The sequence below is a fragment of the Paenibacillus sp. p3-SID1389 genome, from assembly GCF_025151705.1.
GTDB lineage: Bacteria > Bacillota > Bacilli > Paenibacillales > Paenibacillaceae > Fontibacillus > Fontibacillus phoenicis.
Window position 1 is genome coordinate 20661 of the sequence record NZ_JALXVO010000001.1, and the last position, 26691, is coordinate 47351.

General features: G+C 52.2%; 21 protein-coding genes. 18 read left to right on the forward strand and 3 right to left on the reverse strand.

Annotation, left to right across the window (positions count from 1 at the left end; genetic code table 11):
- Positions 1-25: 25 nt before the first annotated feature.
- From M3G15_RS00090 to M3G15_RS00110, 5 genes are read left to right on the forward strand one after another with little or no spacing between them, the layout of a single operon-like run.
- Positions 26-1765, forward strand: a complete 1740-nt coding sequence (locus tag M3G15_RS00090) for an IucA/IucC family protein (RefSeq protein WP_260069712.1) — start codon at positions 26-28, stop codon at positions 1763-1765.
- The gene (locus M3G15_RS00095; RefSeq protein WP_260069713.1) at positions 1740-3521 is read left to right on the forward strand and encodes an IucA/IucC family protein; all 1782 of its coding nucleotides are present in this window, start codon (positions 1740-1742) and stop codon (positions 3519-3521) included. The genes M3G15_RS00090 and M3G15_RS00095 overlap by 26 nt, the downstream gene beginning before the upstream one ends.
- The gene (locus M3G15_RS00100) at positions 3518-4294 is read left to right on the forward strand and encodes an HpcH/HpaI aldolase family protein (RefSeq protein ID WP_260069714.1); all 777 of its coding nucleotides are present in this window, start codon (positions 3518-3520) and stop codon (positions 4292-4294) included. The genes M3G15_RS00095 and M3G15_RS00100 overlap by 4 nt, the downstream gene beginning before the upstream one ends.
- On the forward strand, positions 4291-5526 hold the full coding sequence (locus M3G15_RS00105; RefSeq protein WP_260069715.1) for a type III PLP-dependent enzyme: 1236 nt from the start codon (positions 4291-4293) through the stop codon (positions 5524-5526). Before M3G15_RS00100 ends, M3G15_RS00105 begins: the two co-directional genes overlap by 4 nt.
- Positions 5498-7387, forward strand: coding sequence for an IucA/IucC family protein (locus tag M3G15_RS00110; RefSeq protein WP_260069716.1), 1890 nt, complete (start codon positions 5498-5500; stop codon positions 7385-7387). Before M3G15_RS00105 ends, M3G15_RS00110 begins: the two co-directional genes overlap by 29 nt.
- A 51-nt stretch (positions 7388-7438) precedes the next feature.
- Here the strand turns inward: M3G15_RS00110 and M3G15_RS00115 are convergent, their stop codons facing one another.
- On the reverse strand, positions 7439-8269 hold the full coding sequence (locus M3G15_RS00115) for a methyltransferase domain-containing protein (RefSeq protein ID WP_260069717.1): 831 nt from the start codon (positions 8267-8269) through the stop codon (positions 7439-7441).
- A 309-nt stretch (positions 8270-8578) separates the two neighbouring features.
- On the opposite strand from M3G15_RS00115, the gene M3G15_RS00120 reads away from it, so the two are divergent.
- The 3 genes from M3G15_RS00120 to M3G15_RS00130 all read left to right on the forward strand — a co-directional run bounded on the left by M3G15_RS00120 (position 8579) and on the right by M3G15_RS00130 (position 10937).
- Positions 8579-9328 (forward strand): carbohydrate-binding protein, encoded by a 750-nt coding sequence (locus M3G15_RS00120; protein ID WP_260069718.1) that lies wholly within the window; start codon positions 8579-8581, stop codon positions 9326-9328.
- A 311-nt stretch (positions 9329-9639) separates the two neighbouring features.
- Positions 9640-10560: a tRNA dihydrouridine synthase gene (locus M3G15_RS00125; RefSeq protein WP_260069803.1), complete on the forward strand. Its 921-nt coding sequence runs from the start codon at positions 9640-9642 to the stop codon at positions 10558-10560.
- 227 nt (positions 10561-10787) lie between these two features.
- A complete protein-coding gene (locus M3G15_RS00130) occupies positions 10788-10937 on the forward strand; it encodes an ATP-binding protein (RefSeq protein WP_311202241.1) in 150 nt (49 codons plus the stop codon).
- A 60-nt stretch (positions 10938-10997) separates the two neighbouring features.
- Here the strand turns inward: M3G15_RS00130 and M3G15_RS00135 are convergent, their stop codons facing one another.
- Positions 10998-11576 (reverse strand): TetR/AcrR family transcriptional regulator, encoded by a 579-nt coding sequence (locus tag M3G15_RS00135; protein WP_260069719.1) that lies wholly within the window; start codon positions 11574-11576, stop codon positions 10998-11000.
- 102 nt (positions 11577-11678) lie between these two features.
- Here M3G15_RS00135 and M3G15_RS00140 point away from each other — a divergent pair, with 102 nt between their 5' ends.
- Positions 11679-13100 (forward strand): MDR family MFS transporter, encoded by a 1422-nt coding sequence (locus tag M3G15_RS00140; RefSeq protein ID WP_260069720.1) that lies wholly within the window; start codon positions 11679-11681, stop codon positions 13098-13100.
- Positions 13101-13159: 59 nt separating this feature from the next.
- Here M3G15_RS00140 and M3G15_RS00145 read toward each other — a convergent pair whose 3' ends face one another.
- Entirely contained in the window at positions 13160-13744 is a 585-nt protein-coding gene (locus M3G15_RS00145) for a GNAT family N-acetyltransferase (RefSeq protein ID WP_260069721.1), read from the reverse strand.
- A 155-nt stretch (positions 13745-13899) separates the two neighbouring features.
- Between M3G15_RS00145 and M3G15_RS00150 the strand changes: the two genes are divergently transcribed.
- From M3G15_RS00150 to M3G15_RS00190, 9 genes are all read left to right on the forward strand, one after another.
- Entirely contained in the window at positions 13900-16098 is a 2199-nt protein-coding gene (locus M3G15_RS00150; RefSeq protein WP_260069722.1) for an ATP-dependent helicase, read from the forward strand.
- A gap of 268 nt (positions 16099-16366) precedes the next feature.
- Positions 16367-17338: an ABC transporter permease gene (locus tag M3G15_RS00155; RefSeq protein WP_260069723.1), complete on the forward strand. Its 972-nt coding sequence runs from the start codon at positions 16367-16369 to the stop codon at positions 17336-17338.
- A 4-nt stretch (positions 17339-17342) separates the two neighbouring features.
- Positions 17343-18221, forward strand: coding sequence for a carbohydrate ABC transporter permease (locus tag M3G15_RS00160; protein ID WP_036644887.1), 879 nt, complete (start codon positions 17343-17345; stop codon positions 18219-18221).
- A 37-nt stretch (positions 18222-18258) separates the two neighbouring features.
- Complete coding sequence (locus M3G15_RS00165) at positions 18259-19773, forward strand: extracellular solute-binding protein (RefSeq protein ID WP_260069724.1); 1515 nt, start codon at positions 18259-18261, stop codon at positions 19771-19773.
- A gap of 106 nt (positions 19774-19879) precedes the next feature.
- Positions 19880-22183 carry an AraC family transcriptional regulator gene (locus M3G15_RS00170; protein WP_260069725.1) on the forward strand — a complete coding sequence of 768 codons (2304 nt, stop codon included), beginning with the start codon at positions 19880-19882 and terminating at the stop codon, positions 22181-22183.
- A 74-nt stretch (positions 22184-22257) separates the two neighbouring features.
- Positions 22258-23607: a sodium-dependent transporter gene (locus M3G15_RS00175; RefSeq protein WP_260069726.1), complete on the forward strand. Its 1350-nt coding sequence runs from the start codon at positions 22258-22260 to the stop codon at positions 23605-23607.
- A 107-nt stretch (positions 23608-23714) separates the two neighbouring features.
- On the forward strand, positions 23715-24158 hold the full coding sequence (locus tag M3G15_RS00180; RefSeq protein WP_009224567.1) for a MarR family winged helix-turn-helix transcriptional regulator: 444 nt from the start codon (positions 23715-23717) through the stop codon (positions 24156-24158).
- 413 nt (positions 24159-24571) lie between these two features.
- Positions 24572-24913, forward strand: a complete 342-nt coding sequence (locus tag M3G15_RS00185; protein ID WP_009224569.1) for a DUF485 domain-containing protein — start codon at positions 24572-24574, stop codon at positions 24911-24913.
- A 5-nt stretch (positions 24914-24918) separates the two neighbouring features.
- Positions 24919-26433 carry a solute symporter family protein gene (locus tag M3G15_RS00190; RefSeq protein WP_009224570.1) on the forward strand — a complete coding sequence of 505 codons (1515 nt, stop codon included), beginning with the start codon at positions 24919-24921 and terminating at the stop codon, positions 26431-26433.
- The last annotated feature ends 258 nt before the right edge of the window (positions 26434-26691 follow it).

Here is a 26691-nt window from a genome sequence, read left to right on the forward strand (position 1 = left end):
TATTTTATTTTTCCAGGAAAGAAGGTTGGCATCATTGTTGGGGACGGAAAGCAAGCTTCGGCCGGAAAGCCTGAAGCAAGCGAACGAGCATACGTGCAAGCTGTTGCTGAACTGTTATATCCGCGAGCTGGGACGCGAAAGACGCAGGCACATCGATCTGAATGCCCGAACGCTGGACTATGCCGTAGTATTTCCGGCAAGCGGGGTTACCGTTTTCGGCAAGCTTGCTTATTATTCCGCCGCAGGAGAGCATGAATATCACAGTATGCGCTGGCTCGGCGGGAGTGAGGAAGGCGCCGTCGGGTACGAAGAGCTGGTGCGCTGGATCGTCGGCGAGCTTACGGAGAACGAAGGCCCGTTAACGGGCGGGCTATGGATTACGGCGGAGAAGAAACGCAGCTTTGTGGAACAAGTCGGAAATAGCTGCCGCAATCTGGCGTTATTTATCGAACGGGCGGCAGAGCATGGCGTGTTCGACTACCGTTCATCGGAGCAGGCGCTGATTTACGGGCATCCGTTTCATCCTTTTCCCAAGAACATGTCCGGATTTACCGAGCGGGATGTGCTGCTTTACAGTCCGGAGCTGCGCTCCTCGTTCCGGCTAAGCTATTTTGCCGTAAGGAGGGATGTGTACCGGGAGGAATGGGTGTCAGAGGGCGGAAAAGTGCCGCCGTATGAAAGCGTGCAGGACCATCTGCGGCACGTCCTTGGCGGCCAAAGCGGCGAATACGCCCCGCTGCCTGTACATCCTTGGCAATACCGGCACGTGCTGGGCCTCGCCAAGGTTCGCGAATATATCCGCGACGGGAAATTGATCCCCTTAGGCAGCCTGGGTCCGCTCGCTTATCCGACCACTTCGGTGCGCACGGTCTATATCCCCGAGATGAACTGCAACATCAAGCTGCCTTTGAATATGCAAATTACCAATTTAGTCCGCACCAACAGCGGCGAGCAAATGCGCAGAACGCTAGATGCTTCCCGCTATTTGCTGCGGCGGGGCGGATTCGGCCCGGACTCGCCCGCGGGTATCGCTTACGAAACGGGCATTGGCACGTGCCGCTTCGAGGAGGAGGAGCTGACCCGGCAGTTTACGGTTGTCTACCGTCCGATCGAGTTCGATCCATCTTGCACCTATGTGCTGGCCAGCCTGGTGGAAGCGCCGCGGCCGGGAAAACCGTCGCGCCTCATGACGCTGCTCGGCGGCGGCGAGGTTCCCATCGAGCGCTGGTTTGAGCGCTATCTGGAGCTGTCGATGCTGCCGATCGTGCGCCTCGCCGGGGAGCAAGGCATTCATTTCGAGGCCCATCTGCAGAACACGCTGCTCACCGTGCAAGGCGGCATGCCGGCCGCCTTCATCATCCGCGATCTGGAAGGCGTCAGCGTCGAAATCGACAAGGCGCATGCGAACGAGGAGGAGGCTCCGTCCCCGCCCGGTCCCCTGTTCTATCCGAGGGAAGAGGCTTGGAAGAGGACGGGGTATTATTTTTTCGTAAACCATTTGGGCTTGCTCATTCATTCCATAGCTCGGGACGTGAACGCTTCGGAAGAGCAGTTCTGGGGAATCGCCCGCGACATGCTAATGCGGGAATACGCTAGAAGCGCTAATCCTTTCGCCAAGCATTTGCTGACGGCCGAAACGTTTCGGGCCAAGCGGAATATGCTGAGCTGTCTTGCGGGTAACGGCGAAACGCCGTCTTATGTGGAAGTGAACAATTTGCTTAGAAGAGAGGGTGAGCCATGTGGAGACTACGATCCGTTTGCCTGACCACAAACCGGCCGGCTATGCCGACGTGCAGGAGAGAATGATGCGCCAGACGCTTGAGGCGTTATGGTTCGAAGGCATCCTGGACTGCGCGAAAAACGGGGGGATTTGGCGCACGCATGGCATCGGCGCGGACAGACAGCCGGTCGTCTATACCTGCGAGGCGGAGGAGAAATATTCGTTCGGCCGGGTGAAAATCGCTAAGGGCTCCATCCGAAGAGCAGGGGAGCCCTGCGCCGATCTGCATCTATTTCTGGAGGAGCTGGTGCTTAACCGCCTGCAGGGAGAGCGGATCGGCTCGTTTGTCCGCGAACTGCTGGAAACGCTGGCCAAGGACAGCCAGTGCAGGGCCGTGCTGCCGGAGCGCATCCCGGACGGCGACAAGCACTACGATGCGCTGGAAAGCCATATGACAGACGGGCATCCTTACCACCCCAGCTACAAGTCCAGAATCGGCTTTACGCTGAAGGACAATTTGGCGTACGGTCCCGAATTCAATCAGCCCATCCGCCTGTTCTGGGTCGCCGTCAAACGGGAGCTGACCGATACGGCGCTGGCTGCGGGCTCTACGGCGGAAGATTTGTACCGGCCGCATTTGACGGAACAAGATATGGACCGGTTCGGCCGGATTTTGCGGGAAGAGGGCGACGGAAGCTCGTATACGTTCATCCCCGTCCATCCCTGGCAGTGGGAGCATCGGCTGGAATCCGTCTTCACCCGCCAGCGGCAAAGCCGCGAGCTTATTCCGCTCGGGTTGTCAGACGGCGTATACCGGGCGCAGCAATCGATCCGCACGCTGTCGCACAGAGAGCACCCGCAGGCTCCCTATCTCAAATTGTCGCTTGGCATCACCAACACCTCGACCGGCCGCATTTTGGCGCACCATACGACGCAAAACGCCCCGTTGATCAGCGACTGGCTGGATGGCCTGATCCGCGAGGACGAGCTGCTGCAGCGTGAGCGATTCGGCATCCTTAAAGAAATTATGGGCGTGTCCTTCCGGTACGATAGGCTGCCCGCGGTTCAGTACGGCAGTGCCTACGGATCGCTCGGAGCGATCTGGCGGGAGAACGTATCTGTTCATTTGCGGGACAAAGAGGAGGCTTGGCCGCTAAACGCGCTGACGCTGGTGCAACAAAACGGCGTGCCTTTCATCCAAGACGCCGTTCGGCGGCACGGGATCGGAACCTGGAGCGAAGCGCTCGTCCGAACGCTGACGCTGCCGATGATCCATCTGCTGTATGCGCACGGCATCGCCTTGGAATCTCACGCGCAGAACATCATTCTCGTGCTGAAGGACGGGCTGCCGAAGCGGATCATCGTCAAGGATCTGCACGACGGGGTGCGTTTTGTCCCGGGCAGGCTGCGGCATCCGAAGCGGGCGCCGAAGCTGCATCCCGAGCCGGAAACGCACCGCAAATTCAACCGGTATTCGTTCATCCACGCCGAGACGATGCCGGAAGTGCGGGATTATGTGTATGACGCGTTCTTTTTCATCTGCATGAGCGAGATCGCCTGGACCCTGGAGACGTTCGGGCTTGCGGAGCGGAAGTTCTGGAGCCTGTGCGCGGCGGTCATCTTGGAATACCAGCGGCAATATCCCGAGTATGGGGAAAGTTTTCAAGGCTATGACCTGTTTAGCACCGACGCGTTGGTGGAGGAGATGACCAAGCGGAGGCTGTACGGCGACGGCGAGCTGTATTTCCGCAAACCGCTCAACCCGCTGCGGCTGGCGAGGGAGAGTCTGGCGGCGTTATGAGACCCAATGCACTTAAGCTGAAAATAAACCGTAAACAGCCGGTGTTCGGCCTGTTCGTCTCCATTCCGCATCCCGTGATCGTGGAAATGATCGGCCATGCCGAATACGATTTCGTCATTATCGATTGCGAGCACGCTTCTACGAACATGGAAAGCGTCGAGGAGCTGATCCGCGCCGCCGAATTGATGGGCGTGACTCCGCTGGTCCGCGTTTCGGGTGTGAACCGCTCCGAAATCTTGAAGGTGCTGGACTGCGGAGCGCAGGGTATCGTCATCCCTCATGTCGAGCGGCGGGAGCAGGTCGAGGAAGCCGTCCGCTGGGCGTATTACCACCCGCTTGGAAGCCGCAGTCTCAATAGCGGCCGGCCGGGCGCGTTCGCCAAATATTCGCTGACGGAGTATATCCGGGAGGCCAACGAAGCGGTCATGGTGGTGCCGATGATCGAAAACGTGGAAGGTATTAGGCAATGCGAGGACATTTTAGCCCATCCGCAGATCGGGTTTGTGCTGGAAGGCGCGGCGGACCTGTCGCAATCCCTCGGCTTGCCGTGGCAAACCGGGCATCCGGAGGTGCGGCGGGAGTTGGAGCGGCTGCATGCGGCCGCGCAGCGTCTCGGGGTTCCGTACGCCGCGGTTGCGAGAAGCAGGGAGGAAATGCGGATGTGGGCGGAGCGCGGGGTGCTCATTTATGTGCTGGGAGATGACCGAAATACGGCGTTTCGCGCCTATATGCAAAAGCGAAACGACTACCGGGATATGGGAGATTGGACATGAAAGCATACGTGCGGGAAGCGATCAACAGGCTGCAAGCGGAAAGCCGGGAGCCGTTTTGCGCTTATCTGTATGACCTGGGCGGCATTCGCGCGCATGTGCGAAGGATGCGGCGGTATATGCCGGAACGGACGGGGCTGTTTTACGCGATTAAAGCCAACCCGGACCGGCGCATTATCGAAGCGCTGCTGCCGCTGATCGACGGATTTGAGGTAGCCTCCGCCGGCGAGCTGCTCAAGGTCAGGGAGGTGAGCGGCAGCGTTCCGGTTCTGTTTGGCGGCCCCGGCAAAAAGGAAGCGGAGCTGGAGGCGGCCATCCGGCATAATGTTTCCTATATTCATGTGGAAAGCCTGCTGGAGCTGAGAAGGCTGATCCGGCTTACACAAGGGCGGAGCGAGCCGGTCCGGATTTTGCTGCGCATGAACCTGAGAACGAGCGCGTTGCCGCTGACCCAAATTACGATGGGCGGCCGTCCGACCCCCTTCGGGCTGGACGAGGAGCTGCTTGATGAAGCGATCGCCGTTATACGGGAAGAAGGGCGGGGCGCGGTTAGGTTATGCGGCTTTCATTTTCACTCGCTCTCGAACAACTTGCGGGCGGAGCTGCATGCCGAAATGATCGAGCTGTATTTGCGAAAAGCGGAAGAGTGGATGGAACGCTACCGTCTGGACATTGAGATCGTCAACGCGGGAGGCGGCTTTGGCGTCCGTTACGATGACGCTCCGGCGTTCGACTGGGCCTTGTTCACTTCCCTGATCGCACGAAGCGAAGCTAGAAAAAGGCTAGCCAGAGTTCAGTTGTGGTTCGAGCCGGGCCGGTTTCTCGTAGCAGACCACGGTTATTACGCCGCGGAGGTGATCGATATCAAGCCTTCGCATGATCGGCATTTTGCTGTGCTGAGGGGAGGGACCCACCACAACCGGCTGCCCGCTTCCTGGGGGCATAATCATCCATTTGCTATCTTGCCGGCGGAGCGTTGGGCGTATCCTTTCGCCAGGCCAGAGATCAGGCGGGGCAAGGTGACGCTGGTCGGCGAGCTTTGCACGCCCAAGGACCGGCTGCATGCGGATGCCGAAGTCGAGCTGCTGCGCGTCGGTGACATCGTTGTGTTCGAGAAGTCGGGCGCTTATTGCTGGACGATCTCGCACCACGATTTTTTGGGGCACCCGCACCCGAAATTTTATTATTTAGCGGAAGGAAATGATCATGCATACCATGCGAACATGGACAATTGAATCAGGACGGCAGGCGGCGGAGTTACGGATTACCGGCGATTTGATGAACGCCTTTTTGACAGAGCGGTTTTTCCGGCTGGATGAGGGGACTTTCGGGACGCTGTCGGCCGCGCCCGAGCAGATTCGGCGGTTATACAGCGGCTATGGCGGTAATGGAGCGATTCGCATTTTTGCCGGGGAAATCGCGTTTTTGGTTGAAGACAGCCCCAGGCTTGGCGTTCAGTGGGTGCAGGATTCTCCAATTTTTAAACGCGCGTCCGACGGAAGCTGGGCTTTCATCAACTCTCCGGCGGAGCTGGCGAAAACGGTGTTGCGTGCGGTGTTGTCGGAGGAAGCCTACAGCCATCAGGGGGTTGCAGACTTTTTGACCGGCGTGGAGGTGGCGGCCCGGCAGCTTGCGTTGAGCCTGAGCCCGGAATGCGCGGAGGGGCTGCTGGCGTTTGCTCCGTCCTCGGCTTACGAGTGGTTTATCAAAGGAGAACGAATCGCTGCGCTGCGCGATCGCCCGTTCCATCCGTCGGCCAAAGCGAAAATCGGGTTTACTGAGCAGGACTGCCTGAAGTATTCGGCGGAGTTCGGGGAGCCGATCCGCCTGCGCTGGGTAGCGGTGCGCGCCGATTCGGTCGTACGGGGTTGCCCGGAAGGGCCGTTGTCCTGCATGGATCTGCTTGCGGCTGAGCAGCGGGCCGCCGTGGAGGACGAGATGCAGCGGCGGGGGCTTAGGCCGGACGAATACGTGCCTCTGCCTGTGCACCCGTGGCAGCTTCAGCAGGTGATTTTGTCCCGCTTTATCCGGGAAATCGAGGAGGGGACGATCGTGGTGCTGGATGCGGAGGCTGGTGAATTTCTAGCCACCTCCTCCTTGCGTTCTCTTGCTCCGCCATCCATCGTGGAGGTGGGGAGCGGAGCGGACGTTAACGCTGTGGCCGCTGTGGCGATGCTCAAGCTGCCGGTCAGCGTGCTGTCGCTGGGCGCCGCCCGCTATTTGCCGGTCGTGAAGCTGCTGAACGGCTTGGCCGGGGAGAAGCTGCTGCGTCAGGCCATAGCTTGCGACGACACACTGCAGGGCCGGGTTTTCCTATGCGAGGAGCGGCACTGGTGGGGATACATGCCGGCATCGATGGGGCTGTTCGACGACCATCCGCGCCATTTGGCCGCCCAGCTTCGCCTATACCCGCCGGAGCTTTTTGAGGCGGAACGCAAGGTGATTCCGATGTCCGCGCTTGGCGTCCATTTGGGAGGCCGGCATATTTTGTCGGAAATCCTGGGCAAGGAGCTTTCCCGCGAAGAGGTGTTCAGCTTCTATAGCGACCTCGCGCACCTGTTCTATGACGTGGTGATGCGGCTGTTCAAGATCGGAATCGTCCCGGAAATTCACGGGCAGAACTGCTGCCTGGTTCTGGAGCGCAATCAAGTGAAGGGGCTGCTGCTCCGCGACCACGATTCGGTGCGCCTGCATCAGCCATATCTCGATAAGCACGGCATCGGCGATCCCGGGTACCGCATACGGCCCGGCTATTCCAACAGCCTGTACAACGAGACGATTCACAAGCTGATTTTTTATGTTCAATCGCTGGGGACGCAGGTCAATCTGGCTTCGATCATGGAAGCTTTGTCCTGCGCGTACGATCTGCCGGAGTCCCGGTTGTGGACGATCACGGAGCAGGCCTGGAAAGAAGCGCTGCAAGGGGCGGGGCTGCCGGAAAGCGACCGCGCCGAGCTATACCGGGCGATCTTCGAGAGCGGAGAGTGGCCGGTGAAGCTGGTCGTTCGACCGCTGCTGGAAGCGGACGGGGTGCCCGGTGCGATGCCGTCGGGAAAAGGAACCGGGCATAATCCTTTCCTTAGAGGACGGTTGTAGGAACAAAGTTTTTAGACTGCAAGGAAGTAATTTTCTTGCAGTCTTTTTTTGTTAGTCTAGTGAGCTGATCTTCTGGGCAATCAATTTCGTCATGGCATGTTTGTGAGGAATCCCTGAGGAATGGCAGTCGAACACAATTTCTGAGCTATCTTTGATCAGCCAGTTGTGATAATGGGAGAGCAATTCACCAGAGTACCATTTATAGGCATGGGGCTCTTTTTCGGGAGGTGGAGCGATAAACGGTTTATGTACGAACACATTCAAGACGTGCAGGCCGTTTTCATTCGTGAATTGCTTATAATTTTCAAAGATGTCTTTACGATACTCCGGTTTGATGTAGTGAAGCACCCCGCTGGAAAAGATGATGTCGTAATAAGTATCTAAACGGTAATCTAAAATATCTGCCTTAAAGACATGAACATGAACGCCGGCTTGTTCAGCAAGTTTCCTCGTTTTCTCAATTCCGGCATCCGAAACATCAAAGGCGCTGACATCATATCCATTTCGTGCAAAGAAGACCGCGTCTTTCCCTTCGCCGCATCCCACATCCAGTAATTTTAAGTGTTTGGTTGGCGGCATAAGTTGTAAGACCTGATAACAGGCTTGATTCGGCACAGTCCCCCAGTAATATTCTTGCGTCTTATACGCATCCTCATAAATCGTAATCCGTTTGTCTTGCGAGGCATAGCCCAGAAGTTTGTCGATGCTGACTTCCAGGGTTCTGGATAACGGGGGTAAGAGCGATATATCAGGCATCGTCTGGGCATTTTCCCATTTGGATATGGCTTGAAAAGAAACCCCGAGGATTTGTGCCAATTCTTCTTGCGTAAGCCCCTTCTCTTTGCGGTAGATACTTATGTTTCTCGCCAATTGTTCCTTCATGTTATCTCACGCTCCTTCATGTACCCCATTGTAGGGGCGCCGCCCGGAATGAACAATAACCTCCTATTTGAATTTTTCTTAGATTCAACTACCCGTTGAGAAAAAAATAAGGTTTGGGGGCGTCCAGGTAGTCGGAAGATTTATTTAGGACTTAAGCACCATTGGAATTATTTTCATATTTTTGTATGATCGAAATGTAAATATTTCTTTTATTTAACAATATATGAAAATATAGAATAGAAAGCGATTACAATTTTGTGGCTCATATCCGGAGTGAGTCGCAAATTATTTATACTAGGAGGTATTCAAATGATTAGTAGAAAGGTCTCTATTAAAGCCGCATCACTTATGGTTGCTTTAGCCGTATTCCTATCTACATTTTTCGCAGTTCTTCCAGCGAGTGCAGCCTCCAGAGGAGCATGGGCTCCAAATACTTCCTATGCAGTCAACGATACCGTAACTTATAACGGAAGTACTTATACTTGTATTCAAGCGCATACTTCCCTCGTCGGTTGGGAACCCCCGGTTGTTCCTGCTTTATGGTCGTTAAGCGGCGGCGGCGGTGGAACTACACCAACCCCACCACCAACAACCCCGCCTTCCACAGTAACAAAACCAGCGGAAGTTCCGAGCCGCATCTGGACCTATGTGATGAATGCGGATAATGCCTATGGCAAAGGCGGAGATTTTGCTTTATTGCTAAGCGCCGTGATCAAGAAGGAAAGCTACTTTGGAGATGGTTTATCGGGCAGTCCCTCAGCCGGCGACGGATTGATGCAGGTTGAACCCAACACGCGGAATGCGTATTTATCTCAATTTAGTGCGAAATATGGCCATGCCTATAATCACAACAGTGAGCAGGATCAGGTATATATGGGTGCACTGATTTTGAATGAGAAGATTGTTCGATTCGGCAGCATCTATAACGGCTTATTGCACTATAACGGGGGAGATTATTGGTATCCGGGTGCTACGGATTCCTATGGCCGCCCGATTCTGGCCGACCAATATGCAAATACCGTTTACGCTCAGTATAAGAGCTATGGCGGCAGATACTAAGGCGTAGAGGATAACAAGATCCACCTAAACGTCTGGTTTGGGTGGGTCTTGTTTTTGTTTTTTTAATTACCTATAGCCGCTTCCAAGGCTTCTGCACCTGGCCGTCATCATGCCTGAGGGCGACTTCTTTCTCCTTCAACGCTAACCCAGCTTCGATCCTGCTACTTTTCCCGGAGCTTGCATGCATGACCATTTGAAGAAAGTGGGGATGATTATATAATAGATAAGGTATTATAACGAGAGGATTTGAGGTTGAAGTGAACCGAAATTTTTGGCGTGATTTACCGCGGCCTTTTTTTATACTTGCACCAATGGAAGATGTGACGCATGTGGTGTTTCGTCATGTCGTGAGTCAAGCAGGCAGACCGGACGTCTTCTTCACGGAGTTTGCCAATACGGAGAGCTATTGTCACCCGGAGGGGAATCATAGCGTACGCGGGCGTCTGCTCTTTACCGAAGATGAACAACCGATCGTGGCGCATATATGGGGCGATAAGCCGGAGTATTTTGCAAAGATGAGTATCGGTATGGCCAAGCAAGGATTCCAGGGGATCGATATCAATATGGGGTGCCCGGTTCCGAATGTGGCCACCAATGGGAAGGGGAGCGGCTTAATTCTCCGTCCTACGGTTGCCGCCGAAGTGATCCAAGCCGCCAAGGCCGGGGGATTGCCTGTAAGCGTGAAGACGAGACTTGGTTTCAACAAGGTGGAGGAATGGCGGGATTGGTTGACCCATATTTTGAAGCAAGACATTGTGAATCTGTCGATCCACCTGCGCACCCGAGAAGAAATGAGCCAAGTTGCGGCCCACTGGGAATTGATTCCGGAAATTAAGGCGCTTCGAGATCAAGTGGCACCACAGACCCTGCTTACGATTAATGGAGACATTCCGGACCGGCAAACCGGTTTGAAGCTGGCAGAACAGTATGGGGTGGATGGGATCATGATTGGAAGAGGGATTTTTAAGAACCCATTTGCCTTTGAAAAAGAGCTGAGAGAGCATAGCACTACCGAATATCTTGATCTGTTAAGACTGCATTTGGATCTCCATGATCAGTATTCCGAACAATTGGAGGCGCGTCCGTTCAAGGCGCTGCAACGTTTTTTCAAGGTTTATGTCAAAGGGTTCCGCGGGGCAAGTGAATTAAGAAATCAGTTGATGAGCACAACGTCAACCGATGAAGTGCGGAAGATGCTAGATGAGTTTGCTGAGCAGACGGTCAGTGACTAGAGTGAGCCTAAAGCAAAAACAGGTCAATTATGGTAGAACACCCATGCTCTGAAAGAATGTGCCGAATGGCGTCAATCTCTCGTCCACCCACAGATCGAGCTTCTGAATGACACGGTCAACGGCTCCTCGGTCGGAGATCCGGTGCATTCTTCGTGCGATCTCCAGATTTTCCACCACGGATGCGGCGCATGTTTGATAAATTTTACCAAGGCGATCCCTCCCGTTCCATGACGGGGACCGGATTGGGATTAACCATTGTCAAGCGCATTATCGATCTGTGCGAGGGGACAGTTGAGGTAGACAGCGAACTTGGAGTAGGCTCGGTATTTACGATTCGGCTGACTCTTGGTATAGATCTCCAATCTAAGGGACCATAAAATGACGCCCCACATCACTCTCAATTTCAGGGTGAAGGGGCGTCTTCGTCTGTTCACTTCTCATTTCAGCAGCGGCAAAAAAATCTCATCCACGATCTCCTCCATGGTCGCCATGGAGACGGGTTCTAAAGTAATCAACCACTCATGTCTCACGAGATCTACAGGCAGCCTTGTAATGCGCGGCGTAATTTTCTCAGGACGGATTTCCCCTCTCTCTGCCGCTCGGTTCAAAAGGATCGTCATGGCGTTGGTTCTTCGGAAATTGAGAATATCGGAGAAGGGGATGCCAGATAATACGGACATGAGGCCATGAATCGTTTTGGGCCCAATTTGATGCAGAATCTCATTTAACTGATTGAGCAAGAGGAGCACATCGCTGCGCAGTTTCCCGGTATCCGGGAGTTTCTCCGAAACCGCCGGCAGATGATTTAGGATGGCTGCCAGGACAAGCTCTTCCCGATTCGGCCAACGCCGATAAATGACAGGCTTGCTGGTTTGAGCACGAGCGGCAACTCCTTCAATCGTAAGGTTATGAAAACCAACCTCCATCAATTCTTCCCACGCGGCTTGAATTATGGCCGCCTCCAATTCAGATCCTCGTCTTCTCGTCGTTCCTTCGCCTTCATTAATTTTATTCATAAACGAACCTCCAATAAAATACGTTGAGTTTCTTATTTGTTTGTTATATTATAAACTCAAATAAGAAACTTTCGGTTTCTAAATAGATGAGGAGTGGTACACATGAGTAAACCAGGCGAACTTGCAGCAGCTCAATCGAAAATAGATCCAGCTGTGATGAAAGTGGCATGGATTCTGCTGGTTGGGATGCTTGCCCCTTTATTCGATACTACCATAATGAACGTCGCCATCGATACCCTTGGCACTGTACTGCATGCTCCGGTTACATCGATCCAGTGGGTGATGACGAGTTATTTGCTCGCCATTAGCCTGGTGATTCCGATTTCCGGCTGGTTGGTCGATCGTTATGGCGGTCAAAACATGTGGATATTGGCTTTAAGTTTATTTTTAGTCGGTTCTGTATTATGCGGCTTGTCTTGGAATGTGGGAAGTCTCATCGCTTTTCGAGTGATTCAAGGCTTGGGCGGCGGTTTGATGATGCCCATCATGCAGACGATGATTGTACGCGCAGCGGGCGGAGCGAACTTAGGCCGGATCATGGCGATTGTAGGTTTGCCGGTTCTGATCGGTCCGATTCTTGGCCCCGTATTAGGCGGGGTGATTATCCATAATCTAGATTGGCGTTGGATTTTCTATGTCAATCTTCCGGTGTGCTTGATCGCGCTGCTCTTATCTGTAAGGGGGCTGCCCAAAGATGATGTCGCAAATCATCCGCAGAAGCTAGACCTCTTAGGTTTAATTTTGTTGTCTCCGGCTCTCGTGCTCATGATTTATGGACTCACCAAAGTCAGCTCGGAGCATGGTTTCTTCAAAAGTCTTGTCCTTGTCCCGATCGCGATTGGACTGCTGTTTATGATCGTCTTCTGCTGGTATGGGCTAAAGAAATCGGATCACCCGATCGTCGACCTGCGAATATTTAAGAGCAAAACTTTTTCAGCGTCCTCTTGTCTGTTGTTTATTTCAGGACTCTCTTCCTATGCAGGCATGTTGTTATTGCCGCTCTACTATCAACAGGTTCGTGGTCAGAGCGTGCTTGCTTCAGGGTTACTATTGATTCCTCAAGGCGTCGGGATGTTAATGACCCGCTCCTTGGCAGGGAAACTGACGGATACCATCGGCTCCCGATGGGTGGTTCTCGGTGGTACCATTCTGACGCTGCTCGGAACCCTTCCCTTTGCCTTGGGGGCAGCCGATACCAGCGAGGTTCTGCTGGCGATCTCCCTGATTGTCCGCGGCGGAGGACTTGGGGGCCTGATGCTCCCCATCATGGCAACCGCCTATGAGGGATTATCTAAGGAATTGATTCCGCATGCCAGCAGCGCGACCCGGATCCTCCAACAAATTGGGGGTGCGTTTGGAGCTTCTGTTTTTGCCGTCATCTTACAGAATCAAATTAACGCCCAATCCGTTCACGATATCTCAACGCTGAATACAGCTTTTAACCATACCTTTATGTGGTCAGTGGGCTTCACGATTGTATCGCTTGTGTTTATTTTCTTCTTGCCTCATAAGAAAAGAGCCTAAACTCAAGAAGACACTCGGAATTCTTCCGGGTGTCTTCTTTATTTCAAACAGCTGATAGTCTAAAACTCAACCCCGCGAACCTTCGAAAATACCATGGTATCCCTTAGCGAACCATCAACCGCACATGCATCGTTACGTAGAATTCCTTCCAATCTAAAGCCCAAGCGTTCGGCTACTCTTGCACTCCGTGTATTACGTGAGTCACATCTGATCTCAATACGATTGGCTTGCAGCTCTTCTAAGGAAAAACGCGTAATGGCATTTACGGCTTCGGTTACGTAACCTTGTCTTTCAAAAGAGGTACGCACCCAATATCCAATTTCAAATTTACGTGCCTGCCAATCGATTCGATGGAGACCACTGCTGCCAACGATTTGACCTGTATTCTTATGTACTAGAATAAGCCTCAGATCTTTACGTTCTAGGAAGTGCAATCGGGCTCGTCGTATGTCTGCCTCGGATTGTTCGATCGTTGAGATGCTTTGTGCCCAGGGCATCCACGGCCGTAATTGCTCAATACTCTCTTTAACAGCCTCATTTATGGCCGCTCCATCTCCCCATAATGGCGCACGGATCAATAAGCGCTCACTTTCGAAGCTTTCAGGGAACTCTATTAATATTGGATCCATATTTGTAGTGCCCATTATCTCCACACTCCCAGAAAATATTTCCAATCAGCATATCATATGCATTGATTTTTACTCAAGTGGAAGTTAATCATGATGACTAGGAGATGTCATTCTAGCAAAATTGAGTTATAGTAGGTAATGCAATCGGAACATTCGAAAGGGCAGTCATCATGAACAAAGCAAATTCCTTCTTCCTTCGCAAGAACGAAGAATTAGGTGTTGAATTAAATGAAATCCAGAAGCAAGCGGTCCTTCAAACAGAGGGACCCTTGCTTTTGTTAGCTTCACCGGGATCGGGGAAGACCACAACGATCATTATGCGGATCGGGTATCTGATCGAGGAGAAGGGGGTTCCTCCCAGAAGGATCAAGGCGGTAACGTTTAGCCGCGCTTCGGCGAACGATATGAAGGAGCGGTTTAAAGCCTTTTTCCCAGAGCTGACGCCTGTTGATTTCTCCACGATTCATAGCCTGGCTTACGAGGTGGTGCGAGAGCATTTCCGTGCGACCCAGACGCCGTTCCAGATCATCGAAGGCGATATCGACGCGGCCCAGCAAGAAACCAGCGGTTCGGAGCAACTCCCGCTACACAAGAAGATCATATTGCGGAATCTCTTTAAAGCGATAGCCGGAGAGAATATTACGGATGACCAGTTAGATGAGCTGACGACCTATATTAGCTTTATCAAAAATAAAATGATCCCCTCCGAGCAATGGTCTAAGGTCAAAGTAGAGGTGCCCCATGCCGAACGGATCTTGCGGGAGTACGAGCTCTTTAAGCAGTCTGGCACCCGGTCGCTGCTGCTTGATTATGACGACATGCTGGTGGTTTGCGAACGGATTCTGGCGGAGAATGAAGGGGTGCTTCGCAGGTATCAGGGGCGTTATGATTATGTCCTCACAGATGAGAGCCAGGATACGTCCAGGGTGCAGCATGCGATTATCGAGAAGCTGGTGCATAAGCATCGTAACTTATGCGTCGTCGCCGACGATGATCAGAGCTTGTACAGCTGGCGAGGGGCGGATCCTGCGTATTTGCTGAACTTCAAGCAAGTCTATCCGGAGGCGGCGATTTTGTTTATGGAGCAAAATTACCGCTCTTCCCCGGATATCGTGAACGTCGCCAACACGTTTATCCAGCGCAATCAGGACCGATACCCGAAAAAGATGTTCACCGAGAATCCCCCGCATAAGCCAATTGAGATTCGCTGCTTGGACGATTACGGCGATCAGGCCAAATATCTGGCGAAAGAGATTCAGCAGATCGAGAACCTTGCCGAGGTGGCGATCCTTTATCGGAATAATTCCTCATCCATCGCTTTAATGAACGAATTTGATCGTGCGGGCATTCCTTTTTATATGAAGGATGCGGATAACCGGTTCTTTTCCCATTGGGTTGTCGAGGATATCCTGAATTTCATGCGGATGACGTTCACGGATAAACGTCCCGATATTCTGGAGAAAATCCATCTGAAATTTAATGGTTATATCAGCAAGGAGCAGATGGCGGCGCTGCTCAAGATCCAGAATGACGAATCGGTCTTTGATAATCTGCTGAATCGGGTGCCGTTGAAGGATTATCAAGTGAAGCAGCTGCAGATGTGCAAGGAAACGTTTCAGGAAATGAAGGGGATGCCGCCGCTGCATGCCATTCACGTGATCCGCGATCGCTTGGGCTATGAGAAAGCCCTTGAGAAGATTTGCGAGTGGAAGGGGTTCCGCATGGAATATCTGATCGGCATCCTGAACACGCTGGAGGAAATTGCGGCGGGGCTACATACCATGGAGGAGTTTGCCGCCAGATTAAAATACCTGGAGTCTGCCTTGCGAACGGCAAGGTCCAAGCGAGGGCAAAATGCCGTCACCTTCTCGACAATGCACAGCTCCAAGGGCCTGGAGTTCGAGCGAGTGTATATGATCGATCTTGTTGAGGGGATCATCCCGTCTAAGGCGGATAAGGAGAACGCGGAAATGATGGAGGAGGCGACCCGGCTGTTTTATGTGGGGATGACCCGGGCGAAGAAGCATCTGGAGCTTCTGACTTACAAGAAACGGGATGGGGTAGAGGTGACGGAGTCGAGGTTCGTGGCATCCGTCAGGTACATCCAACTTCCACCCCAAGCGTCCGCGGCTTCATCCGTGGCTTCACCCCCCATCCCCGCTCAATCGCAGGTCAACCCCAACGCCATCCGAAATCTGGCCGAGCTAAGGGAAGGGGAATCCATTGTCCATCGGGCTTTCGGAAAAGGCATGATCGTTCAAGTGAACGGGGAACGGGTTCATATCCGGTTTGAGACCGGGGAAAAAGCCTTATCAACGACCACCTGTCTCCAAATGGGCTTGTTGGAGCGAGCAGAAGGTGCATCATAACGATCGCCACCCCAATCGCACCGGCTATACACAAGTATACCGCTAAGAAATAAGCATCTGCTTAAACAGGTTTAAGCAGGAGAGACGCTGATCATTTCAGCGTCTTTTTTTTTATCAACCGCCCTGCAAGAAAAATCAATTCCAGGAAATGTACTGCCAATCCTGAATTTCCTTCATTCTGCCCGCCTGCAAAAATAAGCGATTGCTGGAAATTGACGGGCATCTTAGAGTGATTACATCGAACATCAAAGGGAAAGGAGAGGGAAACATGGCTTCCTCCTTGGAACCGATTACAAAACGGACACCGCCTGTAACCAGGGCCCGCAGTCATCGGCTGCGACAAATTGGGAAAATCCTGATCCGGGATAAATTCCTTTATGTGTTGGCACTACCGGGCCTGCTGTACTTTCTGATCTTCAAATACGTTCCGATGTGGGGAATCATCATCTCATTTCAGAACTATTCGCCTTATCAGGGGGTGTTGGCCAGTCCTTGGGTGGGACTGGAGCATTTCCGGCGGTTTTTCTCCAATCCTGATTTCTTTATGTTGTTTCGAAATACGCTCGCAATTAACACGTTGTCGCTCATCTTCTTTTTTCCGCTGCCCATTCTACTCTCCTTGATGCTCAACGAAGTGAGGCAGCAGGCTTATAAGAAAATTGTACAATCCATCGTTTATCTGCCGCATTTCTTATCTTGGGTCATTATTGTAGGGATTACCTTCATTTTGTTCTCAACGGGAGATGGAGCGGTTAATCAAATGTTGGTGAGTTTGGGCTTTGAGAAAATCGATTTTCTCACCAGTAAAAATTATTTCTGGGCCATGCTCACCGCCCAATCCATCTGGAAGGATGCCGGGTGGGGAACGATTATCTTCTTAGCAGCGATGGCCAGCATAGATCCGCAGCTCTACGAGGCGGCCAAAATCGATGGGGCGGGCCGGTTCCGCCAAATGTGGAATGTTACGCTGCCCGGCATTCGCTCGGTCATTGTCATTTTGCTGATTCTGCGCATGGGTCACATTATGGATGTCGGCTTCGAGCAAGTGTTCCTCATGATGAACGGGGCCGTCTCAGAGGTGGCCGACGTCTTCGATACGTATGTGTATCGTCTAGGCGTGAAGCAGGGACAATTTAGTTACAGTACGGCCGTTGGTTTATTTAAGTCGATGGTGGGATTGATTCTCGTCATTGGGACGAACAAGCTGGCTAAGAAGTTTGGCGAGGAAGGGGTGTACTAACCGGATGAGTTATCGCAGCCGTGATCGGATGTTTCAAGCCGTTAATGCCATCCTGCTCGGCATCATCAGCCTGATTACGTTTTTTCCGTTATACTACGTGTTTGTCGTTTCGTTTACGGAACCGTCCGCGTACCGTTCCAGCGAACTTCAACTGTTTCCCAAACAGTGGAGCCTGGATTCTTATAAATACTTAATGTCCACCAATGCATTCTTAAACGCTACCGGCAACAGCGTCTTTCTGGCGCTGGTTGGCACGGCGCTTAGCCTGTTAATTACCTCTTGCTTGGCCTATGCGATTTCTCGTAAGCGCTTGCTGGGGCGGAAAGTCATCATGCTGCTGATCTTACTGACCACGTTGTTTAATCCTGGCATCATCCCGCCTTATTTGCTGGTCCGTGACCTGCACCTGATCAATAGCATTTGGTCCCTGATTCTCCCGGTGCTGACCAATGGGTGGTACGTCCTCCTGATGAAAGGATTTTTTGACAGTATCCCAACCAGTCTGGAGGAGGCGGCCCGAATTGACGGCTGCAATGATGTCAGCGTGTGGTATCGCGTCATTCTTCCCTTGTCGCTGCCTTCGCTGGCTGCATTTGGGTTGTTTTACGCCGTGGCTTATTGGAACACCTTCTTTACGGCGCTTCTTTATATCAACGAGTTCTCCAAGCAGCCGCTCCAAGTGTTGCTGCAAAATATGCTCATCGATGCTTCAACCGCTGCCGGGGGTTCCGTTGCGGCGGAAATGATGTCCGAGCAGCGAATTCCGCCGGAGACGCTGAAAATGGCGGCCGTAGTGATCGCGACCGTTCCGATTCTACTCGTGTATCCCTTTTTGCAGAAGCATTTTGCCAAAGGGGCCATGGTGGGTTCGGTCAAGGAATAGTCTTATCTATTTATTCGAATAGGGAGGTCAATGCGTCATGCAAAAAAAGAGTTTCGTCTTGTTGAGTGTCACCTTGCTCGTGAGTCTGTTGCTATCCGCTTGTTCAGCTGGCACGAAGTCGGGATCCAGCGGTTCGGAGGGCTCGACCAAGCCGCTGGAGGTAAGCATTATGACCATGTATTACACGCCGGAGCCTCCGGGACCGGATAATGTGGTCGTCAAAGAATTCGAGAAGCGGACCAATACCAAGTTGAATATCACCTGGGTCTCTCCCAATAACTATGGGGATAAAGTGAATGTCACCTTGGCTTCCGGCGATATTCCGGATCTCATCCTGCTGGATGACCCGTTTAATGCGCAAGTGCGGGGGATGGTGGCGCAAGGTGCTTTTTGGGATCTGACCCCGTATCTTCAGGACTACCCGAACTTAATGCAGTACCCCAAAGAATCCTGGGAAAACACGAAGCAGGCTGACGGTAAAAACTACGGCATCCCGCGTCCGCGCCCTACCGATGGCGGAGGGTTCACTTACCTGCGTAAGGACTGGCTGGATAAGCTGAAGCTGGACGTTCCAACCACGACCGACGAGCTCTATGAAGTGCTTAAAGCGTTCGTTGAGCAAGACCCGGACGGAAATGGGAAGAAGGATACGATCGGGTATATCGGGTTTGTGGATCAAAACGGGATGGCCAATTTCGGTCAGCTTCAGAACAGCTTCACCCAAGTGAACGGCGAGTGGAAGTTGATCGACGGCAAGCTGGTAAACGTCAACCTGTTGCCTGAAGTCAGAGAGAGTCTGGTTTGGCTGAATCGGGCTTATACGGAAAAGCTGATTCCGGAGGACTTTGCCGTATTAAAAAATACGCAATCCAAGGACTTGCTCAAATCGAATCGCGGCGGCGGGTTCCAGGATACGGTGGAGGCGGCTTGGGAGCCTACGGAAGAGCTGCGTAAAACGATTCCTGAAGCCGACTTCCTGCCCTTGGTTTCGCTGAACGGGTATTCCAATAAAGACAGCGGATTTTTCGGGATGTTTGCGATTCCCAAAACCGTTCCCGAAGACAAAATGAAGCAGCTGCTGAAGCTGATGGATTATGGGGCAAGCCAGGAAGGAAGCGACTTGGCCAACTTCGGCTTCAAGGATGTGCACTATACCGAGGAGAACGGCATCAAATTAGCGACGCCGCAAGCCCAGAAGGATATTGTCGCTCAGCAGGCGCTGGGTCAAATTTTTCTGAAATATGATCCCTACCTCCGGGCTTATCGTACAGGAATGCCGCTTGATGTCCTGGAACGGAACAAGAAAATTATCGACGAGAAAGCGAAAATCAGCATTGGGGATCCGGCGATCGGACTGTATTCGGAGACCAGCACCTTAGTAGGGACGGAGCTGCGCAAGAAAATTCAAGATATGAAAACCAAGGTGATGATGGGGAAAGAACCGATCAGCGCTTGGGATGAATACGTGGAGAAATTGAAGGCGGATCCGGATTTGCTCAAAATTACCGAAGAGATGAACGAAGCCTATCAGAAACGTGCAAAAAGTGAATAATGACCCAGCCCCCGAGACCAAAAATATGGTTTTCGGGGGATTTTCCTCGTTTCCATCTATAGTAAGATAGGGAGTACCAATGGAAACTACGGAAAGGCGGGGATTTATGAAGAAGAGCCATTTTTTTCGAAGAAGCTTATTTTTGGTGTTATGTGTCACCAGCCTGCCCACCGTGATTATAGGGATTACGTTCTACATCGCTGGCCGTGCCTATATGGAAAATGAAATCACGCGTCATCATGACGCTTTATTGGTGAAGACAATTGATCGAATGAACGAAAATTTAGCCCAACTGGAGCTGGCTGCGACGCAGTGGTCCTTGGACAGTCGTCTGGACGGAAGGCTCGGAGAGATTGATTTAATTGACGAATATAACGTGACGCATAACCTTTATCGTTTTTTGGGGGTCATGAAAGGAGCCTATCCTTTAATTGACCAAGTCTATTTGTATTTAGACCGGCAGAAGCCGGTGATCGTATCGGATATTGAAGGGATCGTCCCAGTGACCGATGTCCGGCAACAGAAGCAATTTCACGGGTTGCTGCAGCAAGGCAGAGCGGAGTTTTGGCAGTTCGACTTAACGAAGGTAAACGGAAAAGGGGCAGGCCCTTATGTGGCTCTCGTCCATAAGCTGCCGAGTATCGGCAAGCCATACGGCGCGCTGATTTTTTATTTGGATCAGTCGAAGCTGGTGCAAATGGTGGAAGGCATGTCGGTTGATAATGAGGGCGCTTCCTTTTTGATGGGGAAGGATGGCTCGCTGCTGGTCTCCCCGTCGTCCCTGAACCGGAAGAATGCGGAGCTGGAGCTTGCCGTGCAGGAGAGCGTCATGCTGAGGAAGGAGAAGACCGGCTCTTATCTATTTGAATGGAAAGATAAATCCTATTTGATCTCTTACGGGGAATATTCCCGCTTAGGCGAACCTTGGAGATACGTCACCACGATGCAGCTGTCGCAACTCACCGCGCCGATCGTGATTATCTCCCGAATTATTTTGGGGATGGGAGGCGTCGGGCTGATCGTGGCTTGTCTGTTCTCCTGGATGGCTTCGCATCGGCTCTACCGTCCAATCCGCCGGTTGGTTCGCCTGGTCAAAACGCAGAAGCCGGACCCCGGGTCTGAGGTAGGAGATGAATTGGACTATATCGCCAACCAGTGGAACCATTTGAGCGAAGAACGTAAAGCCTTGGAGACGAAGCTGAAGCAAGCGTATCCCTCGCTGAGGGCCGCTTTTATGATGCAGCTGGTGCAGGGGCATGTTTACTCGCTGAAGGAGCCGGAAATCCGTGCAAGGTTAGAGACCTTTGGATGGTCATCGGAATCGCAGTGGTTTGGGCTTATGCTGGCGCGGGTCACGGGGGTGTCCAAAGCAGACAACCGTTTTATGGAGAACGATGAATATCTGGTCTCCTTCGCCGCGGCCAACATCGCACAGGAAATGGTGCGAAGCCGGGGCATTCAGGCGGAAATTATCCATTTCCATGACCTCACCGTGGGGATCCTGCTCTCTTTTCCGTCCGAAACAAGAAAACCGCATGTCAAGGAAGAGCTGTTCAGCTTGGCGGAGGATTTAGTCCGTACAATCAGTTCGCTGCTTAAGATGCAAACGACGATTTGCATTGGCCGGTTAACCAACGAGATCAAGGATATTCCGGAAATGCTGCCGTTTCTCCAGAACGCGATTCTTTATCGGGATCTAAAGGAACAATGCCAGGTGCTTGATTTAGAGGAGATTCTGCCCTATACGCCACAAGAGGTTCATTATCCCTTTGCTTTGGAGAAGGAACTGCTTCAAGCGTTGCGGATGGGGCAATGCGAGCAGGCGATGCAGCTGATCGAGGCATTTATCTCGGAGCTGGTCCTGCATTCGGGCAAAGAGAAGCTGCTGAAGGAAGGCGTGATGCAGGTGCTGGGAAGCATCATGCATACGTTATTGGAGACCGGCTACCAGCCTCACCAGTTATACGAAGGTGACAACCCGTTTGAGCAATTAAATCAAATTCGGGAGCCGGAGCAGATCGTGCGTTTTTTTCAACAAAAAATCATCCTCCCGTATGCGCAGAAGTTAAGCGAGGATCAGACGGCCCGAGCGAAGCCGCTCATCGAACAGGTGACGGCAATGCTGAAGGATCAGTTCGCAGAAGGGATTTCGCTCGAAGCGTGCGCGCATCATTTTAATACAACGCCATATACGCTTAGCCGCTTGTTCAAACAGGTGACCGGCATGAATTTCATCGATTATTTAACGGCCCTCCGGATCGATAAGGCGAAGGAACTGCTCAGCGACTCGGATATGAAAGTGAATGAGATTGCAGAGCAGGTTGGGTTACAACCTTCCTATTTTATTCGGCTATTTAAAAGGTTTGAACAGATTACGCCGGGACAATACCGTGAGAAAATCATGAAATAAAGTAAAAATTTCATATCCCTCACTGCATCCTTTTTCATTATAATAGAGAAATATAATAAGATTTGGGGGTCGTCATGAAAACAACACAAACTCAGCTAGGCCAAGGGCGGAATGAGCGTTTCTCTTCTGCCGGTTTTATCTTGGCTGCGATTGGCAGTTCCGTAGGTCTCGGAAATATGTGGAAATTCCCGTATATTACGGGCGAACACGGAGGGGCTGCCTTCTTCCTTCTCTTTATTATCTGTTTGATCTTGATTGGCTTGCCTCTGCTGTTGGCGGAGCTGGCCATTGGGCGGGCAGGACGCGGAAGTGCGTCTACCTCCTTTGTTAAAGCCGGCGGTCCTAAAGTGTTTGGCCGTCTCGGGCTGCTGCAAGTCATCGCTCCTTTTCTCATCCTGAGCTTCTATGTCATCGTTGCCGGCTGGACGCTTCATTATGCTGTTCAGTCCTTCAGCGGAAGTCTATATGTCAATTCCGACTATAGCGGGCAATTCGGCTCGTTCACCCAAGGCCTGATGCCGCTCGTATGGCAAGCGGTGTCTGTGCTGGTTACCGCCATTGTGGTAGGGAAAGGGATCTCCGGCGGCATTGAAAAGTTCAATAAAGTGCTGATTCCGGGTCTTGTTGTTCTTCTGATCATTTTGATGATTCGGGCATTAACCTTACCGGGAGCTGGGGAGGGCGTCTCCTTCTTCCTTCAACCGGATTTCTCGAAGCTGAGTCCGGAGGCGGCTTTGGTTGCGCTGGGACATGCCTTCTTCTCGTTATCGCTGGGGATGGGGATTTTGCTCACCTACGGGGCTTACGTAGATAAGCGTCAATCCCTTGGCACGGCCACGCTGGCGATCGGGGCAGGGGACTTGGTCTATGCGTTTATTGCGGGGTTGATCATTTTCCCGACGACCGCTTCTTTTGGCTTAGAGTCCAACGCCGGGCCGTCCTTGGTCTTCATCGCGCTGCCGGCTGCGTTCTCGGCTATGCCGTTTGGCGCCTTCTTCGGCGGGTTGTTCTTCATCCTGCTGGCGATTGCAGCATTGACCTCTGCGGTATCGCTGCTGGAAGTGCCGGTTACCTACGTGATGGACCGTTGGGGCTGGGGCCGCGGAATGTCCGTGACGATCATCAGCGTCCTCGTTCTGTTGGTCGGGCTGCCCTCCGTCTTGTCCTTTGGCGTCGTACCTGCTTTGACGGACATGGGCGGGAAGAACTTCTTCGACTGGCTTGATTTCATTACCTCGAATATTTTGCTGCCGGTGGGCGGCTTGATTACGACCCTCTTTGTAGGGTACTTTTGGAAAAATGCCGCGGAAGCTGCCGGGCTCAAGTCCGGTTGGTTCCGGTTATGGCTGTTTATGGTTCGGTATATCGCGCCGGTACTCGTCGTGCTTGTGCTGTTGCATACCACCGGAGTGATCAAGTTTTAGGAAGTTTAAGCAAGGGGCGCGGTCTATCGCGTCCCTTTTTTTGTTTGACTTATTTACAAAGCTTGCTATATATTTAGATAGCATGCTCTGTAAAAGGTGGTGAAGGGATGCAGCATGAAAGCAGAAAACCAATCCTGATATCTTCTTTGAAGATCATCGAGAATCAGGCTAGCAAAATCGGAGATCTTCACCTGAAGGAAGTTGGATTAACGCATAGTCAAGCCAACTTGATCTTATTTCTGGCTCATCACGCGGATCGAAAAATCCGCCAGCGGGATATTGAGGTTGCTCTCAATTTAACAAACCCAACGGTGAGCGGATTGATTAAACGGCTGGAACAGAAACAATTTATCGTACGATCTGAAGATCCGGAGGATTCGCGAGCGCGGATTATTTTGCTGACGGAAAAGGCGAAACTATTGGTGGATCAGATCTTTGAACATATACATCAAACAGAAACCAAACTGCTTGAAGGGTTTGCTGAGGAGGAAGTGAAGCTCGTGTCGAGCCTGCTAAGACGAATTGCCGAAAATGCGCTCAAAAATTTCTAACCCGGGGCCTGGAAGTAGATATGAATGATGGAGGGATGGCAATGGCAAAGCGCTCATCACAGTTTTGAGCGATTTTACGCCGCTGGCGCTCGCAGCCGGATTAGGCGCAGGTATTGGCCGACAGCGTGGCCGAGATCACGAAGATGGCCGCTCAGACTGGGGTTGGCGGATTGTATTGGACCGCAGCCATTTCGGGGATGGGATCATCGTTGGGGCGCTGGTTCTGATCCCGTTAAGAAAAAAGAGCCCACAAAGGCACCTGAGCGGATTTCGGGTGTCTTTTTTTATCCGCATATGAATCTACCAAAAAGTTAAAAATTAAACATTTCGCAAGCCTAACCTTGCATAAAATGAATTTGAATCGCTTACATATATTGGGTGACTTACAAATTTAGAGATTTGGAGGGTGAAGGATGGCTGCGAAAGTTGCAAAAGGTGCGAAGGCCGCAAAAGCGGCGAAAGGGAAGAGCTATACCGAGGTGTGGCATTCCGCCAAGTTCAAGACGCTGATCTCCCGCAAGAAACGGTTCATTATTCCGTCGACTGTCTTTTTCCTGCTGTTTTACTTCGCGCTCCCGATCATGACCTCGTATTCGGAGGTATTGAATCAGCCGGCGATTGGCCCGATTTCCTGGGCATGGCTGTTCGCGTTCGCTCAGTTTATCATGACGTGGGCGCTGTGCATCCTGTACTCGCGTGTTGCGCGAAGGTTCGACCGGTTGGCGGATGAAATTCGGCGGGAAATGGGGGCGTAACGATCATGGCATTTACTTTATTTTGCGCGATTGTGCTGTTGACGTTGGTCATTACCTATTTTGCCGCGAAAAAAACGAACAACACCAGTGAATTCTACACCGCAGGCGGCGGGCTGAAGGGCTGGCAAAATGGAACCGCCATCGCCGGTGACTATATGTCGGCCGCGTCATTTCTCGGTATTGCCGGGTCGATCGCCTTGGTTGGGTTCGACGGATTCTTTTACAGCATCGGGTTTCTCGTTGCTTATCTTGTCGTGTTGTACCTGGTTGCGGAACCGCTGCGGAATCTGGGCAAGTATACCGTTGCTGACATGATTGCGTCCCGCTTTGCGAACAAGGAAGTCCGCGGCTTTGCGGCGCTGAATACGATTGTGATCTCGATCTTCTATATGATTGCGCAGCTTGTTGGAGCCGGGGCGCTGATCAAGCTCCTGCTGGGACTCGATTACGTCACTTCGGTGCTGATCGTTGGGGTGCTTATGACCATCTACGTTGTGTTTGGCGGGATGCATGCCACAAGCTGGGTGCAGATCACCAAAGCGATTTTGCTGATGGGCGGCACCTTCGTGATCTCGCTGATGGTCTTCGCCAAGTTTGATTTTAGCCTGACCGGCATGTTCGAGCAGATGAAGACCGCAACGCCACTCATGGAAAAGTACTTAAATCCGGGCAACAAATATAACGTGCCGCTGGAGACGATATCGCTTAACCTGGCATTGGTGCTGGGGACGGCGGGGCTGCCGCATATTTTGATCCGGTTCTTTACGGTGAAGGACGCCCGTACGGCTCGCAGCTCCGTGGTTTACGCGACTTGGATCATTGGGATCTTCTACGTGATGACGATCTTCCTTGGCTTCGGGGCCGCTGCGTTCGTTGGCACCGAGGAGATCACCGCCGTCGACAAAGCCGGCAATATGGCCGCTCCGCTGCTGGCTAAGGCGCTTGGCGGCGACTTCCTGTTCGCTTTTATCTCGGCGGTCGCGTTTGCGACGATCCTGGCTGTGGTCACCGGCCTTGTTCTGTCCGCAGCGTCGGCTTTTGCACACGACTTCTACGGACAGATCGTCCGCCGCGGCAAAGCGTCCGAAGGCGAGCAGCTGCGGATGGCTCGCTGGGCCTCGATTGGCGTATCGATCATCTCGATTCTGCTGGCTCTTTTTGCTCAGAAAATGAACGTGGCTTTCCTCGTCTCGCTGGCTTTTGCCGTTGCGGCAAGCGCTAATCTGCCGATTATCCTGTTCACCGTGTTCTGGCGAAGATTTAACCGCACGGGGGCGATATCCGGCATGCTGGTTGGTTTGTTCAGCACGATTATCCTTGTGGCGCTAAGTCCAAACGTCTGGGATCCGGAGCCGGGCAAGGCGATTCTGACCGGAACGGCTCTTTTCCCGATGACGAACCCGGGAATTATTTCCATCCCGCTTGGCTTTCTTGCTGCGTTTGTCGGCACCTTCCTGTCCCGCGAGAAAGATGAGGCGAAATACGCCGAGGTGCTGGTTAAAGCGAACACCGGAGCTTAAGCAAAGGCTAAATTGCAACCTAACGACTCCAATTGGGGTCGTTTTTTTAAGATATCAGAAAGTATAAACTTCGGGGCATTGGCATCCTGATATCGCAAGAAAAACTTCCGCTAAACGCGGTCTGTCTACTTTGAATGTACGTCGATAGACGTTTTTCTTATATGTAAAAATCTAGATAAAACCTTTAATTCGTGAAGTGAAATGTATGCGCTTACCTACTATAATTTTCTATCAAAGGGGGTGATAGTTAAATGTTGG

Bases quoted from the DNA above. Each gene is read 5' to 3' on its own strand.
- M3G15_RS00100 (WP_260069714.1), top strand. From the start codon at position 3,518: ATGAGACCCAATGCACTTAAGCTGAAAATAAACCGTAAACAGCCGGTG.
- M3G15_RS00105 (WP_260069715.1), top strand. From the start codon at position 4,291: ATGAAAGCATACGTGCGGGAAGCGATCAACAGGCTGCAAGCGGAAAGC.
- M3G15_RS00110 (WP_260069716.1), top strand. From the start codon at position 5,498: ATGCATACCATGCGAACATGGACAATTGAATCAGGACGGCAGGCGGCG.
- M3G15_RS00115 (WP_260069717.1), bottom strand. From the start codon at position 8,269: ATGAAGGAACAATTGGCGAGAAACATAAGTATCTACCGCAAAGAGAAG.
- M3G15_RS00120 (WP_260069718.1), top strand. From the start codon at position 8,579: ATGATTAGTAGAAAGGTCTCTATTAAAGCCGCATCACTTATGGTTGCT.
- M3G15_RS00125 (WP_260069803.1), top strand. From the start codon at position 9,640: ATGGAAGATGTGACGCATGTGGTGTTTCGTCATGTCGTGAGTCAAGCA.
- M3G15_RS00130 (WP_311202241.1), top strand. From the start codon at position 10,788: ATGACGGGGACCGGATTGGGATTAACCATTGTCAAGCGCATTATCGAT.
- M3G15_RS00135 (WP_260069719.1), bottom strand. From the start codon at position 11,576: ATGAATAAAATTAATGAAGGCGAAGGAACGACGAGAAGACGAGGATCT.
- M3G15_RS00140 (WP_260069720.1), top strand. From the start codon at position 11,679: ATGAGTAAACCAGGCGAACTTGCAGCAGCTCAATCGAAAATAGATCCA.
- M3G15_RS00145 (WP_260069721.1), bottom strand. From the start codon at position 13,744: ATGGGCACTACAAATATGGATCCAATATTAATAGAGTTCCCTGAAAGC.
- M3G15_RS00150 (WP_260069722.1), top strand. From the start codon at position 13,900: ATGAACAAAGCAAATTCCTTCTTCCTTCGCAAGAACGAAGAATTAGGT.
- M3G15_RS00155 (WP_260069723.1), top strand. From the start codon at position 16,367: ATGGCTTCCTCCTTGGAACCGATTACAAAACGGACACCGCCTGTAACC.
- M3G15_RS00160 (WP_036644887.1), top strand. From the start codon at position 17,343: ATGAGTTATCGCAGCCGTGATCGGATGTTTCAAGCCGTTAATGCCATC.
- M3G15_RS00165 (WP_260069724.1), top strand. From the start codon at position 18,259: ATGCAAAAAAAGAGTTTCGTCTTGTTGAGTGTCACCTTGCTCGTGAGT.
- M3G15_RS00170 (WP_260069725.1), top strand. From the start codon at position 19,880: ATGAAGAAGAGCCATTTTTTTCGAAGAAGCTTATTTTTGGTGTTATGT.
- M3G15_RS00175 (WP_260069726.1), top strand. From the start codon at position 22,258: ATGAAAACAACACAAACTCAGCTAGGCCAAGGGCGGAATGAGCGTTTC.
- M3G15_RS00180 (WP_009224567.1), top strand. From the start codon at position 23,715: ATGCAGCATGAAAGCAGAAAACCAATCCTGATATCTTCTTTGAAGATC.
- M3G15_RS00185 (WP_009224569.1), top strand. From the start codon at position 24,572: ATGGCTGCGAAAGTTGCAAAAGGTGCGAAGGCCGCAAAAGCGGCGAAA.
- M3G15_RS00190 (WP_009224570.1), top strand. From the start codon at position 24,919: ATGGCATTTACTTTATTTTGCGCGATTGTGCTGTTGACGTTGGTCATT.